We start from the raw sequence: 13,673 nt of genomic DNA on the forward strand, positions 1-13,673 counted from the left end.
CCCCCCGGCCGCGCCGAGCGCCGCCGCGCCGCGGCGGCAGCAGCCGCGTCCGGCGCGTCCGGCGCGTCCGCCGCCGGGCCGGGAGCGGCGTCCCCGGCCGGTGGATCCGACGCCCAGCGGGTGGAGGCTGCGGGTGCGGCCGAACCGGGCCGGGTGGAAGCGGCGGGTACGGCCCATGCCGAGCGGGTGGAGGCGGCGGGTGCGGCCGAGCCCGGCCGGGTGGAGGCCGCCGGTGCCGCCGATTCCAGCCGGGCGGACGCGGAGACCGGTGGGTCCGACGGTACGGAGCCCGGTAGCGCGGAAGGCTGAGGTAGCTTTTCGCGTTGAGCCGTTGAGCGGTCACGGCTTCCGGGCCCGGCCGCCACACCATCCGTAGGCGCGCCCGAACGGGCGCCCGTGCCCCAGGAGGCCGCGTCCGATGTTCCACTCCCAGCTTCCCGCCGTCGACGTGTCCGACGTGCCCGCCGACGGCATCGTGCTGGACGTCCGCGAGAACGACGAGTGGGCCGCCGGTCACGCCGAGGGCGCGGTGCACATCCCCATGGGCGAGGTCGTCGCCCGTATCGCCGAGGTGCCGGACGGCGGCCGGGTGCACGTCGTCTGCCGGGTCGGCGGCCGGTCCGCGCAGGTCACCCAGTACCTCGTCGCCCAGGGAGTGGACGCCGTCAACGTCAACGGCGGCATGCTCGACTGGGAGGCCGCCGGCCGCCCGGTGGTCGCCGACGGCGGCGAGGGCTACGTCCTCTGACCGTCCGCGGCACCCGGGCGGAGCCCCTCGCACCGTGGCTCGCCCGGGATCTCACGCGGCTCACGCGTCGAAGTCGACCTCGACCACCGGCGTGACCGGGTGCGACTGGCAGGCCAGCACATAGCCCGCCTCGGTCTCCTCCGGCTCCAGCGCGAAGTTGCGGTCCATCCGCACCTCGCCGGCGACCAGCCGGGTGCGGCAGGTGCCGCACACCCCGCCCTTGCAGGCGTAGGGCGCGTCCGAGCGGTTGCGCAGCACGGTCTCCAGCACCGACTCGCCGCCGCGGGCGGCCCAGCTGCCGCTGCGGCCGTCGAGCGTGGCCTTCACCGTGCCGCCGCCGGATATCGCCGCGGCGGCGCCGGACGGGGTCGCCGGGACCTCGTCGACGTGGAAGATCTCCTGGTGGACCCGGGAGCGCGGCACGCCCAGGGTGCGCAGCGCGCGCTCCGCGGCGCCGACCAGCCCGAGCGGCCCGCACAGGAACCAGCCGTCCACCTCCGGCACCGGCAGCAGCGCCGGCAGCAGCGCGGTCAGCCGGTCGGCGTCCAGCCGTCCCGAGGGCAGCCCGGCCTGCTGCTCCTCCCGGGACAGCGCCGAGACCAGGTGCAACCGGTCGGGCCAGCGGTCCTTGAGGTCCGCCACCTCGTCGAGGAACATCGTCGACGCCGCGGTCCGGTCACTGCGCACCAGGCAGAAGCTCGCCCGGGGCTCGCGCGCCAGCACCGTGGCGATCTGGGAGAGCACCGGAGTGATGCCGCTGCCGCCGACCACCGCCGCGTACCGGCCCGGCCGGGGCTCCAGCACGAACCGCCCGGCCGGTGTCATCACGTCCAGCGTGTCCCCGGCGGCCAGTTCCTTCAGCGCGTAGGTGGAGAACTCGCCGTCCTCCACCAGCCGCACGCCCACCCGCAGCCGCCGCGGCCCGGCCTCGCCCGGCCCGGGAGCGGGGTCGCACAGCGAATACGTGCGCCGGATCTCGGCACCGCCCTCCCTGCGGCGGACGGCGATGTGCTGGCCGGGCGCGTAGTGGTAGGCCGCGCGCAGCTCCTCGGGCACCTCGAAGGAGATGGTCACCGCGTCGTCCGTGAGCGGCCGCACCTCGGCCACCCGCAGCGGATGGAACATCACACCTCCTTGAAGTGGTCGAACGGCTCGCGGCAGGACTCGCAGCGGCGCAGCGACGTGCACGCGGTGGACGAGAAGCGGCTCAGCAGCCTGGTGTCGGTCGACCCGCAGTGCGGGCAGCGGATCGCGAGATCCACGGCCACCGGTCCCGGGCCGCCGGACCGGCCCGACGCGCCCGGTCCGCCCGCGCCCGGTCCGCCCGGTCCCGGTCCGCCCGGTCCCGGTCCGCCCGGTCCCGGTCCGCCGAGGGTCTGCGGCCGCGGCGGCGCCACCCCGGCCTCGGCGAGCTTGCGGCGGCCCTCCGCGCTGATCGCGTCCGTCGTCCACGCGGGGGTCAGCACGGTGCGCACCGACACCTCAGCCATACCGGCCTCTTCGAGCACGCCGGTGATGTCGGAGGCCATCGCCTCCAGCGCCGGGCAGCCGGTCCAGGTCGGGGTCAGCTCCACCTGGACCCGGCCGGGCCCGGTGACGCGTATGCCGCGCAGCACGCCCAGTTCGGCCAGCGAGATCATCGGCAGCTCGGGGTCGGGGACCTGTCCGGCCAGCCGCAGCAGCCTGCGCTCCAGCGGCGTCGGTTCGGCGGCCGGCGGCGTCGGGGGGAGGGTGGCGTCGGTGGTCACCATGACGCCCCCGGGTGCGCCCGGTGCAGATACTGCATCTCGGCCAGCAGCCTGCCGAAGGACTCCGTGTGGACGCCCTGCCGCCCGGCGCCTGCCGCCCACGGGGTGTGGTCGGGGCCCTGCGGCACCGTCAGGGTGGCCCGGCCGACGATGTCGGCGATCCGCCGCGCCCAGGGCTCGTGCAGGGCGGACAGGTCGACCGGGAGGCCGTCGAGCGGCTGGAACAACTCGCCCGTGTACCGCCACAGCCCGTCCAGGGCGCTCTGCATGCGGCGGTGGCTCTCCTCGGTGCCGTCACCCAGGCGCAGCGTCCACTGCTCGGCGTGGTCGCGGTGGTAGGCCACCTCGTGGACGGCCTTCGCCGCCAGTGCCGCGGTCGGTCCGCCGGCCCCGGCGAGCGCGGTGTACAGCAGCTCCTGGTACACCGCGACGTAGAGCTGGCGGGCGATGGTCCGGGCGAAGTCGCCGTTCGGCTGCTCCACCAGCTGCACGTTCCGGAACTGGTGCTCCTCGCGGCCGAACGCCAGCGCGTCCTCGTCCCCGACCATCGACAGCAGCGTCCGGGCCTGGCCGAGCAGGTCGAGGGCGATGTTGGTGAGGGCGACGTCCTCCTCCAGCACGGGCGCGTTTCCGGCCCACTCCCCCAGCCGCTGGGCGAGCACCAGCGCGTCGTCGCCGAGCGCCAGCACGGCCGCCGCGACGGTGTCGTCGGGGTCCGCGGCGCCGGTCGCCGGCGGCGCGGACGGGACCGATGGCGTGCTCACAGGTGCTTCACCCCCTCCGGGATCTCGTAGAACGTCGGGTGCCGGTACGCCTTGTCGCCGGCCGGCTCGAAGAACGGGTCCTTCTCGTCGGGCGAGGAGGCGGTGATCGCGGCGGACGGCACCACCCAGATCGACACTCCCTCGGCCCTGCGGGTGTACAGGTCGCGGGCGTTGCGCAGCGCCATGGCGGCGTCCGGGGCGTGCAGGCTCCCGGCGTGGCTGTGGCTCAGCCCGCGGCGGCTGCGGACGAAGACCTCCCACAGCGGCCACCCGCCGCCCGGCCCGCTCCGGCCGGAGCGCTCGCCGCCGGCCTGTTCGGCCCCGTCCTGCCCGCCGCCGGGCCGGGTGCCGCCGGACTCCCCGCTCATGCGCCTGCCTCCTCGTGCTTGGCCGCGTAGGCGGCGGCCGCTTCCCGTACCCATGCGCCGTTCTCATGCGCGGACCTGCGGCGGTCGAGCCGTTCCTCGTTGCACGGGCCGTTGCCGCGCAGCACCTCCTGGAACTCGCTCCAGTCGATCGGCCCGTAGTCGTACGCCTGCCGTTCCTCGTTCCACGCCAGGTCGGGGTCGGGCAGGGTGAGACCGAGCACCTCGGCCTGCGGGACGCATATGTCCACGAAGCGCTGGCGCAGCTCGTCGTTGGAGTGGCGCTTGATCTTCCAGGCCATGGACCGGGCGGAGTGGGCGGACTCCTCGTCCGGCGGGCCGAACATCATCAGGGACGGCCACCACCAGCGGTTCACCGCGTCCTGCGCCATCGCGTGCTGGGCGGGGGTGCCGCGGCTGAGCGCGAGCAGCAGTTCGTACCCCTGCCGCTGGTGGAAGGACTCCTCCTTGCAGATGCGCACCATGGCCCGGGCGTAGGGGCCGTAGGAGCAGCGGCACAGCGGGACCTGGTTGGTGATCGCCGCGCCGTCCACCAACCAGCCGATCGCGCCGACGTCCGCCCAGGTCAAGGTGGGGTAGTTGAAGATCGAGGAGTAGCGCTGACGGCCGGCGTGCAGCTTGTCGAGCAGCTCGTCCCGGCTGACGCCGAGCGTCTCGGTGGCGCTGTAGAGATACAGGCCGTGGCCCGCCTCGTCCTGGACCTTGGCCATCAAAATCGCCTTGCGGCGCAGCGAGGGCGCGCGGGTGATCCAGTTGGCCTCCGGCTGCATGCCGATGATCTCGGAGTGGGCGTGCTGGGCCATCTGCCGGACGAGCGTCGCGCGGTAGGCGTCCGGCATCCAGTCGCGGGGCTCGATCCGCAGGTCCGCCGCCACCGCCGCGTCGAAGGCCGCGGCCAGCTCGCCGGGGGCGTCCCCGGGCGGGCCGGAGGGCGCGGTCTGCCGCCCGGCGCCCGCCGCGGGCTCGGCCGTCGTCGTCATCGGAGCCTCCTCGATCGCCCTCTGGTCAGGTGGTGTGCCGACCGATGTCCGGCCGGCGCTCCAGCCGACCGACCGATCGTTCGGTAATTCCATGGTCAAGGGCGCGCGATGGGGTGTCAAGCCATTCCCGAGGCTGTGGATAACTCGGTATGGTCACCGCCCCGCCTCGGTGGGTAGCGTGCTCGCGTCAGCGTCCCGGCCGGGACGCGCGGGCGCGGGGTTGGGGAACAGGGGAGGCGGAGTGCATGGACCCGTTGGATGAACCGCCCGCGCGGGTGGCCGCGCTGTCGTTGCCGGCACGCATAGTGGTGGCGGTGACGGTGGGAGCGGTCACCGTCGCCGCCCTCTACCACCTGGCCATGGTGTTTCTGCACGTCGCGCCGTCGAACACGCTCAGCAAGGAGCACGCCACCGCGGTCAGCGACTACATCTATCCGGAGTTCGAGCAGAACTGGAAGCTGTTCGCCCCGGACCCGTTGCAGCAGAACATCCACGTCCAGGCCCGCGCCGAGGTCAGCAAGGCGGCCGGCGCCACCGAGACCACCGGCTGGGTGGACCTCACCGGCCAGGACATCGCCGCGATGCGGCACGACCCGGTGCCCAGCCACAGCCAGCAGAACGAGCTGCGCCGCGCCTGGGGCTTCTACACCGACACCCACGACGCGCAGGAGCAGGCCACCGGCGGCGACCGCAGCGACCTGAGCCGCAGCTACCTGCTGAGGATCGTCGAGCGTCGGTTCGGCACCCACCTCGACGGCGGAGTCGTCACGCGCGTGCAGCTGCGCGCCGCGACCACGCCCGTCCCCCAGCCGACGTGGATCGCCGGACCCAACAGCACCAGCACCCAGTACCGTCAGCTGCCGTGGTGGCCGGTCGACACCCGCACCGCCACGGCCTCGCCGCAGGAGAACGCCTCGTGAGCGCCCCCCACAGCCACCTGGCCGACGACCGCGCCGCGCCCGCCGGGGGACAGACCCCGTTCGCGACCTGGAGCGCCGGCATCGACCGCTCCCTCTCGCGCGGCCTGGCCCGCGTCACCGGCACCGCCGTCGCCCCGTACCAGATCGCGATCGTCCGGATCGGCCTCGCGCTGACCCAGCTGATCTTCCTGTTGCGGGAGTTCCCGCACCGCGACGAGCTGTACGGCCCGGACAGCCCCTGGGGGCTGGACCTGGCGCGCCGCCTGATCGCCGGCAACCACGCGTTCACGGTGCTGCTGTGGAACGACGGCCGCGCCTGGTTCGAGCTGGTCTACGCGGTGGCGATCGTGTCCGCCGTGGCGCTGCTGGTCGGCTGGCGCACCCGCACCGCCGCGCTGCTGTTCATGATCGGCGTGCTCTCGCTGCAGAACCGCAACGTCTTCATGGGCGACGGCGGCGACAACGTCATCCACATCATGGCGATCTACCTGGCCTTCACCCGCTGCGGGCAGGTCTGGTCGCTCGACCACCGGCGCGCGGCCCGCACGGCGGCCCGCGAGGCCGCGGCCTCCGAGCCGCCGGAGGGCGCCGTTGCGGCGGAGGAGACCGCGGCGGCGGAGAAGGCCGCAGAACCGGACGCGACGGACACCGGCGCGCCCGTACCGACCGGGGCCGGCGGCCGGACCGCGGCAGCCGACCTCGACCCGGTCGGCATCGGCCTGTGGGCGGTGCTCGGCGCCGCCCTGACCGCCGCGACCCTGGCCGGCAAGCTCACCGAGGGCTGGGGACTGATCTTCTGGGGCTGCTGGCTGGGCCAGGCCCTGTGGTGGGCGGTGCGCCGCTACGCGCCGGGCGAGCCGCGCACCCTCCTGCAGGTCATCGGCAACATCGTGCACAACGGCGCGATGCTGGTGATCGTCGTCGAGGTGTGCCTGATCTACTCCACCGCCGGCTGGTACAAGATCCAGGGCAGCCGCTGGCAGGACGGCACCGCGCTGTACTACCCCCTGCACCTGGACGACTTCACGCCCTGGCCGGCCCTCTCCCACGCGCTGGCCGGCAACGACGTGATGGTCATGCTCATCACCTACGGCACCGTCATCGTCCAGGTCGCCTTCCCCTTCACCCTGTTCAACCGCCGGGTCAAGAACGTGCTGCTGGCCTGCATGATGGTCGAGCACGCCTCCATCGCGATCGTGCTCGGCCTGCCGTTCTTCTCGCTCGCCATGATCGCCGCGGACGCGGTGTTCCTGCCCACGGGCTTCCTGCGCTGGCTCGGCCGGCGCGTGGTCGGCCTGGTCGGAGGGAGGGACCGGACGCCTGCGACGGCCCGGCACTCCGGGGAGGTGGAGGCCGCCGCCGCGACGGAGGCGGAGCCCGCGGTCGGCGCGCCGCCGCCCAACGCCGTGGCCTGACGCCGGGCGGGGCGGCGACCGTAGGCTGGCGCCATGACCGACCAGCAGGCCGCCGCCCGCCCCGCACCGCCCGCCGAGGAGGCGGTACGCCGCTGGCGCGCGGCGGCAGCGGCGCCGGACGCGGTGCTGCTGGACGGCTTCCACGCCCTCAAGCACGCGCTGCGCTTCAACGCCGACATCCGCGCGGCGGCCACCTCGGACCGGGCCGCCGCCCTGGCGCTGGCCGCCGACCTCGCTCCCGACCTGACCGCCGAGCTGGACGCGCGGCTCGCCGAGCTGCCGGCCGCGGCGCTGCGCGAGCTGGTGCCCCGGCCGCATCCCACCGGCGTCGCCGCCCTGGCCGGCCGCCGCTCCCGCGCCGCCAACCTCGACGCGCTGGCCCGCGTCCCGCGGCAGGCGCCGATCGTGGTCCTGGACCAGCCGCGCAACCTCGGCAACGTCGGCGCCGTGGTCCGGCTCGCCGCCGGCTTCGGCGTCACCGGCGTCCTCACCACCGGCGACCTGGACCCCTGGCACCCCAACGCCGTGCGCTCCGGCGCCGGGCTGCACTACGCGACCGCCGTGGAGCGCGCGTCGGCCGACCGCCTGCCGCCGGGGCCGCTGGTCGTCCTGGACCCCGAGGGAGCCGACATCCGGGCCGTCGGGCTGCCCGACGACGCGCTGATCGTCTTCGGCTCGGAGCGGCACGGCGTCGGCGAGGAACTGCGCGGGCGGGCCGACGCGCTGGTGGCGCTGCCGATGCGGCCGCAGGTCTCCAGCTACAACCTCGCCACCAGCGTGGGCATGACGCTCTACCACTGGGCCGCCACGTCCCGCTCCCCGCTGGTCCCGGCCGCGCCCTGAACCGCCGCGACGGGCCGGGCGGGCGTGTCCCGCGGGCTCAGACCGGGCGGCGCACCTCCACGATCCTGAAGCGGGACGCGACGAACGCGCCGTCGCACAGCGCCGCGTTGGCCGCCGGGTTGCCGCCGGAGCCGTGGAAGTCGGAGAACGCCGCGGTCTGGTTGACGTAGACCCCGCCGGTCAGGTTCAGCGAGAGCTGGGCGCTCTCCTCCCAGCACACCTCCTCAAGGCCGCGCTCCACCTCGGGCGAGGTGGTGTACCCGGCGACCGTCATCGCGCCCTTCTCCCGCACCGTGCGGCGCAGCAGCTTCAGCGCCTCGTCGGTGGAGTCCACGGCGACGGCGAACGCCACCGGACCGAAGCACTCCGACATGTAGGCCGCCTCCGCGTCGGGCTTGGCGCCGTCCAGCTTCACCAGCGCCGGGGTGCGCACCACCGCGTCGGGGAAGTCCGGGTGGGCGACCGCGCGGGAGGCGAGGGCGACCTCGCCGAGCCCCGGGGCCGCCTCCAGCCGCGCCTTCACCTCGGGGTTGACCAGGGCGCCCAGCAGGGCGTTGGCCCTGGCGTCGTCACCGAGCAGCCCGTCGACGGCGGCGGCCAGATCGGCGACCACCTCGTCGTAGGAGCGCGGGCCGGCGTCGGTGGTGATGCCGTCGCGGGGGATGAGGAGGTTCTGCGGGGTGGTGCACATCTGGCCGCTGTAGAGCGACAGGGAGAAGGCGAGGTTGGCGAGCATGCCGCGGTAGTCGTCGGTGGAGTCCACGACCACCGTGTTGACCCCGGCCTTCTCGGTGAACACCTGCGCCTGCCGGGCGTTGGCCTCCAGCCAGTCCCCGAAGGCGGTCGATCCCGTGTAGTCGATGACCTTGACCTCGGGGCGCAGCGCGAGGGTCTTGGCCAGGCCCTCGCCGGGACGCTCCGCGGCCAGGCACACCAGGTCGGGGAGAAGCCGGCCTCGGCGAGGACCTCGCGGGCCACCCGGACGGTGAGGGCGAGCGGCAGCACGGCCCGCGGGTGCGGTTTGACCAGCACCGCGTTCCCGGTGGCCAGCGAGGCGAACAGGCCCGGGTAGCCGTTCCAGGTCGGGAAGGTGTTGCAGCCGATCACCAGGCCGATGCCGCGCGGCACCGCGGTGAACGACGTGCGCAGCACCAGGGGGTCGCGCTTGCCCTGCGGCTTGGTCCACTCCGCCGTCTCGGGGGTGCGGACCTGCTCGACGTACGCGTACGCCACCGCCTCCAGGGCGCGGTCCTGCGCGTGCGGGCCGCCGGCCTGGAACGCCATGGTGAACGCCTGGCCGGAGGTGTGCATCACCGCGTGCGCGAACTCGTGGGTGCGCGTGTTGATCCGGGAGAGGATCTCCAGGCAGACCATGGCGCGCGCCTCGGGGCCCGCGTCCCGCCACGCCGCCATCCCGGCGCGCATCGCCGGCAGCAGCACGTCCGGGTCCGGGTGCGGGTACTCCACGCCCAGCTCGATGCCGTAGGGCGAGCGCTCGGCGCCGGTCCATCCGTCGGTGCCCGGCTGGTCCAGGGCGAAGCGGGCGCCGAGCAGCGCCTCGAAGGCGGCCTTGCCCTCCTCGGCGTTCGCATACGCCTTGGGGTGCTCGGCGTGGGGCGACCAGTAATCGCGCGTCCTGATGGCCTCGAGCGCCTTGTCGAGGGTGCCGCGATGGCGTTCGATCAGGAGCACGGAAGACAGATCGGCGGACATGGGACCAACTCCTCGTCGAGCTGGGCGGGACGGTGGGAAAGTGGGAACACCGCTAGATTAACCGAATGTTCGGTCGGGACAAGGGAGCGTTCCCGGCCTGTGGAAAACTTCCGTCACCGCCGACGTCAGGAGACCGCGCCCGTGACCGCACTGGACAACACCCGCACCGTGGCCGTCGTCGGCGCCGGCACCATGGGACAGGGAATCGCGCAGGTCGCGCTGCTCGCCGGCCACCGCGTGCTGCTGCACGACGCGGCGCCGGGCCGGGCGGTGGCCGCGGTCGACGGCGTCGGCGGCCGGCTGGACCGGCTGGTCGCCAAGGGCCGGCTGACCCCGGACGGGCACAAGGCGGCGCTGGCCCGGCTCGGCGCGGCGCGGGAACCGGCCGAACTGGCGGGCGCGGGCCTGGTGGTCGAGGCGGTGGTCGAGGACCTCGCGGTCAAGCAGCGGCTGTTCGCCGACCTGGAGGAGACCGTCGCGGCGGACTGCTTGCTGGCCACCAACACCTCCTCCCTGTCGGTGACCGCGGTCGCCGGGTCGCTGCGCCGGCCAGGACGGCTGGTCGGGATGCACTTCTTCAACCCGGCGCCGCTGATGCCGCTGGTCGAGGTCGTCGCCGGGGCCGCGAGCGACCCCGCGGCCGTGGCGACCGCGCACGCCACCGCCGCGGCCTGGGGCAAGACCCCGGTGCGGTGCACCGACACCCCCGGCTTCGTGGTCAACCGCGTCGCCCGCCCCTTTTACGCCGAGGCGCTGCGCGTCTACGAGGAGCGCGCCGCCGACCCGGCCACCGTCGACGCCCTGCTCACCGGCAGCGGCGGCTTCGCCATGGGCCCGTTCGCGCTGATGGACCTGATCGGACAGGACGTCAACGAGGCGGTGACCCGCTCGGTGTGGGAGGCCTTCTTCCGCGACCCGAAGTTCACCCCGTCGCTGGCCCAGCGCCGCCTGGTGGAGTCCGGGCGGCTGGGCCGCAAGACCGGCCGCGGCTGGTTCCCCTACGAGGGCGGGGCGGGCGGGAGCGGCGGGACCGGCGGCGAGCCGGTCCCCGAGCCGCACACGGCGGAGCCCGCGCTGCCGCCGCGGTTCGTCGCCGTCCGCGGCGACCTGGGGCCCGCGCGCGCTCTGGCGGCGCTCGCCGAGGAGGCCGGCGTCGAGGTGCGCCGGGACGAGGCGCGCGGGGACGCGGTGCGCGGGGACGAGGTGCGCGGGGACGTGGCGCGGAACGGCGAGGACGCCGGAGCCGGTCCGTGGCGGGGCCGGGAGCCGGGCGCACTCGTCCTGCCCTCCGGGACCCCGCTGCGGCTGGCCGACGCGGGTCCGCACCGCGCGCCGGTCGTCTCCTTCGACCTGGCGCTGGACTACCGCACGGCGGACAGGATCGGCATCGCGCCGTCGCCCGGGGTGCACGCCGCGGCGGTCGAGGAGGCGACGGGGCTGTTCCAGGCGATGGGCAAGGAGGTCAGCGTCATCAGGGACGTGCCGGGCATGGTGGTGGCACGGACCGTGGCGATGCTGGTGGACCTGGCGGTGGACGCGGTCGCCCGGGAGGTGGCGTCCCCGGAGGACATCGACACCGCGATGCGCCTGGGCGTCAACTACCCGCTGGGCCCGCTGGCCTGGGGCGAGGCGCTGTCGGCGCCCTATGTGTGCGCGCTGCTGGAGAACCTCCACGCCTGGTACCCCACCGGCCGCTACGCGCCCTGCCCCGAGCTGCGCCGCAGGGCGTACGCGCGGACCGGTGGTGTGATCTCCTGATGACCATGCCCAAGCGCGACACCTACACGCCGGACTCGCTGCTCGCCGTGGCCGTGGCGGTCTTCAACGAGCGCGGATACGACGGCACGTCCATGGAGCACCTCTCGCGCGCCGCGGGCATCTCCAAGTCCTCGATCTACCACCACGTCAAGAGCAAGGAAGAGCTGCTCAACCGGGCGGTCGGCCGTGCCCTGGACGGGCTCTTCGGCATCCTGGAGGAACGCGGGTCGGTCGACGGGCGCGCGGTCGAGCGGCTGGAGCACGTCACCCGGCGGATGACCGAGGTGCTGATGGACGAGCTGCCCTACGTGACGTTGCTGCTGCGGGTGCGCGGCAACACCAGGACCGAGCGCTGGGCGATGGAACGCCGCAGGGAGTTCGACCAGCGCGTCTCGGGGCTGGTCAAGGCCGCGGTCGCCGAGGGCGACCTGCGCGGCGACGTGGAACCGCGGCTGGCCACCCGGCTGCTGTTCGGGATGATCAACTCGCTGGTGGAGTGGTACCGCCCGGACGGCCGCGGGGCGGCGACCGGGGAGCAGGTGACCGAGGCCGTGGTCCGGCTGGCGTTCGACGGCCTGCGCAGGTAGCGCCGCGAGGCCGCCGGGCTCCGGCTCAGTCGCCGAGCACGAGGTCGGTCTCCTCGAAGACCAGCAGCGTGCGGCTGCTCAGCACCTCCTCGATGGCCTGCAGCCGGGTCAGCACCAGCTCGCGCAGGCTGCGGTTGTCGACCGTGTGCACGAGCAGCAGCACGTCGAAGTCGCCGCTCACCAGTGCGATGTGGACGACACCCGGAAGAGTGACGAGTTTCTCCCGGACGGTCCGCCACGAGTTCTGGACGATCTTGAGCGTGATGTACGCCGAGGCGCCGTGGCCGGCGCGTTCGTGGTCCACCCGAGCGGTGAATCCTCGGATGATCCCGTCGTCGATCAGCCGGTTGATGCGGGCGTAGGCGTTCGCCCGCGACACATGTACGCGCTCGGCCACGGAGCGTATCGAGGCGCGTCCGTCCTCTTGCAGCAGCCGCAGGATCGTGCGGTCGATCGGGTCCAGAGGTCGGACCGCCGCGTCGTCGGTGTCATCTCGGGCCATCTGTTCGCTCGCCATCCCCCGGGGGCTCCCTACCATGGACGTACTGGCTCCATCTCAGGCTGTGCAGAACCGTTTGTCCACAGGCGAAACCACCCCGTAGCCAAAATGCCTCCGGCGACCGAACAATCGGTTGGGAGAGCGGAACCCGCTCACGCCCGACCGATGACGGTCACCGATCCCGAGGAGGTGCTCGCGATGACCGTGCTGGACACCCCTGCTTGGCGCCCCCGCACCGATGCCGCGCCGCTGCTGCCCGACCAGGAGCCGTACCGGCTGCTCGGCACCCCCGCCGCCTGGCCTGGACGCCGCGCTGCTGCGCACGCTGTATGGACACCTGGTGCGCGGCCGCCGCTACAACCAGCAGGCCACCGCGCTCACCAAGCAGGGCCGGCTCGCGGTCTACCCGTCGAGCACCGGCCAGGAGGCGTGCGAGGTCGCCGCCGCGCTCGCCCTGCGCCCGCAGGACTGGCTCTTCCCCAGCTACCGCGACACGCTCGCGGTGGTCGCCCGCGGCGTCGACCCGGTCCAGGCGCTCACCCTGCTGCGCGGCGACTGGCACACCGGCTACGACCCCAGGGCCAGCCGCGTCGCCCCGCTGAGCACCCCGCTGGCCACCCAGCTCCCGCACGCGGTGGGGCTCGCCCACGCCGCCCGGCTCAGCGGCGACGACGTGGCCGCGCTCGCCATGGTCGGCGACGGCGGCACCAGCGAGGGCGACTTCCACGAGGCGCTGAACTTCGCGGCCGTCTGGCAGGCGCCGGTGGTCTTCCTGGTGCAGAACAACGGGTTCGCCATCTCCGTGCCGCTGGCCAAGCAGACCGCCGCGCCCAGCTTCGCCCACAAGGCCGTGGGCTACGGCATGCCGGGCCGCCTGGTGGACGGGAACGACGCGGCGGCGATGCACCAGGTGCTCACCGAGGCGGTGGACCGCGCCCGCGCCGGCGGCGGCCCCACGCTGGTGGAAGCCGTCACCTACCGGATCGACGCCCACACCAACGCCGATGACGCCACCCGCTACCGCGCCGACGACGAGGTGGCCGCCTGGCGCGCGCACGACCCCGTCACCGTGCTGGAGCGGGCGCTGGACGACCGCGGCCTGCTGGACGACGCACTGCGGCACACCGCCGCACAGGAGGCCGAGCAACTGGCCGCGGACCTGCGCGAGCGGATGCACACGGCGCCCGAGCCGGACCCGATGGACCTGTTCGCCCACGTCTACGCCGAGCCCACGCCCCAGCTGCGCGAGCAGCGCGCCCAGCTGCTGGCCGAACTGGAAGCGGAGCACCGGTCATGACGCCTGCCTCCCCCT

General features: G+C 74.2%; 12 protein-coding genes and 2 pseudogenes. 7 read left to right on the forward strand and 7 right to left on the reverse strand.

The features are described from left to right. The first annotated feature begins 418 nt into the window (after positions 1–418). Positions 419–748 carry a rhodanese-like domain-containing protein gene (locus VSR01_RS20110; protein WP_326450569.1) on the forward strand — a complete coding sequence of 110 codons (330 nt, stop codon included), beginning with the start codon at positions 419–421 and terminating at the stop codon, positions 746–748. Between the two features lie 60 nt (positions 749–808). Here VSR01_RS20110 and VSR01_RS20115 read toward each other — a convergent pair whose 3' ends face one another. From VSR01_RS20115 to paaA, 5 genes are all read right to left on the reverse strand, one after another. After that, complete coding sequence (locus VSR01_RS20115; RefSeq protein WP_326450570.1) at positions 809–1,873, reverse strand: 2Fe-2S iron-sulfur cluster-binding protein; 1,065 nt, start codon at positions 1,871–1,873, stop codon at positions 809–811. Further along, complete coding sequence (locus VSR01_RS20120) at positions 1,873–2,499, reverse strand: PaaD-like zinc ribbon domain-containing protein (RefSeq protein ID WP_326450571.1); 627 nt, start codon at positions 2,497–2,499, stop codon at positions 1,873–1,875. The genes VSR01_RS20115 and VSR01_RS20120 overlap by 1 nt, the downstream gene beginning before the upstream one ends. Next, positions 2,493–3,260: a 1,2-phenylacetyl-CoA epoxidase subunit PaaC gene (gene paaC, locus VSR01_RS20125; protein ID WP_442785501.1), complete on the reverse strand. Its 768-nt coding sequence runs from the start codon at positions 3,258–3,260 to the stop codon at positions 2,493–2,495. The genes VSR01_RS20120 and paaC overlap by 7 nt, the downstream gene beginning before the upstream one ends. Next, positions 3,257–3,523 carry a 1,2-phenylacetyl-CoA epoxidase subunit PaaB gene (gene paaB / locus VSR01_RS20130; RefSeq protein WP_326453728.1) on the reverse strand — a complete coding sequence of 89 codons (267 nt, stop codon included), beginning with the start codon at positions 3,521–3,523 and terminating at the stop codon, positions 3,257–3,259. The genes paaC and paaB overlap by 4 nt, the downstream gene beginning before the upstream one ends. A gap of 101 nt (positions 3,524–3,624) precedes the next feature. Next, the gene (gene paaA / locus VSR01_RS20135; protein WP_326450572.1) at positions 3,625–4,626 is read right to left on the reverse strand and encodes a 1,2-phenylacetyl-CoA epoxidase subunit PaaA; all 1,002 of its coding nucleotides are present in this window, start codon (positions 4,624–4,626) and stop codon (positions 3,625–3,627) included. A gap of 245 nt (positions 4,627–4,871) precedes the next feature. On the opposite strand from paaA, the gene VSR01_RS20140 reads away from it, so the two are divergent. Genes VSR01_RS20140 through VSR01_RS20150 form a run of 3 tightly spaced genes read left to right on the forward strand, consistent with a single transcriptional unit; the run spans position 4,872 to position 7,804 of the window. Next, positions 4,872–5,546 carry a DUF5819 family protein gene (locus tag VSR01_RS20140; RefSeq protein ID WP_326450573.1) on the forward strand — a complete coding sequence of 225 codons (675 nt, stop codon included), beginning with the start codon at positions 4,872–4,874 and terminating at the stop codon, positions 5,544–5,546. Beyond that, the gene (locus VSR01_RS20145; protein WP_442785502.1) at positions 5,543–6,961 is read left to right on the forward strand and encodes an HTTM domain-containing protein; all 1,419 of its coding nucleotides are present in this window, start codon (positions 5,543–5,545) and stop codon (positions 6,959–6,961) included. The genes VSR01_RS20140 and VSR01_RS20145 overlap by 4 nt, the downstream gene beginning before the upstream one ends. Before the next feature lie 33 nt (positions 6,962–6,994). Then, on the forward strand, positions 6,995–7,804 hold the full coding sequence (locus VSR01_RS20150) for a TrmH family RNA methyltransferase (RefSeq protein WP_326450574.1): 810 nt from the start codon (positions 6,995–6,997) through the stop codon (positions 7,802–7,804). A 37-nt stretch (positions 7,805–7,841) separates the two neighbouring features. Here the strand turns inward: VSR01_RS20150 and paaN are convergent. Further along, positions 7,842–9,517: pseudogene (gene paaN / locus VSR01_RS20155) on the reverse strand (phenylacetic acid degradation protein PaaN). A 141-nt stretch (positions 9,518–9,658) separates the two neighbouring features. Between paaN and VSR01_RS20160 the strand changes: the two are divergent. Then, positions 9,659–11,275 (forward strand): 3-hydroxyacyl-CoA dehydrogenase, encoded by a 1,617-nt coding sequence (locus VSR01_RS20160; RefSeq protein WP_326450575.1) that lies wholly within the window; start codon positions 9,659–9,661, stop codon positions 11,273–11,275. Beyond that, positions 11,275–11,862 (forward strand): TetR/AcrR family transcriptional regulator, encoded by a 588-nt coding sequence (locus tag VSR01_RS20165; protein WP_326450576.1) that lies wholly within the window; start codon positions 11,275–11,277, stop codon positions 11,860–11,862. The genes VSR01_RS20160 and VSR01_RS20165 overlap by 1 nt, the downstream gene beginning before the upstream one ends. A gap of 25 nt (positions 11,863–11,887) precedes the next feature. Here VSR01_RS20165 and VSR01_RS20170 read toward each other — a convergent pair whose 3' ends face one another. Continuing rightward, entirely contained in the window at positions 11,888–12,379 is a 492-nt protein-coding gene (locus tag VSR01_RS20170; RefSeq protein WP_326450577.1) for an Lrp/AsnC family transcriptional regulator, read from the reverse strand. 180 nt (positions 12,380–12,559) lie between these two features. Here VSR01_RS20170 and pdhA point away from each other — a divergent pair. Continuing rightward, positions 12,560–13,658: pseudogene (gene pdhA / locus VSR01_RS20175) on the forward strand (pyruvate dehydrogenase (acetyl-transferring) E1 component subunit alpha). Positions 13,659–13,673 lie beyond the last annotated feature (15 nt).

The organism is Actinacidiphila sp. DG2A-62, assembly GCF_035825295.1.
In the GTDB taxonomy this organism is placed as follows: domain Bacteria; phylum Actinomycetota; class Actinomycetes; order Streptomycetales; family Streptomycetaceae; genus Actinacidiphila.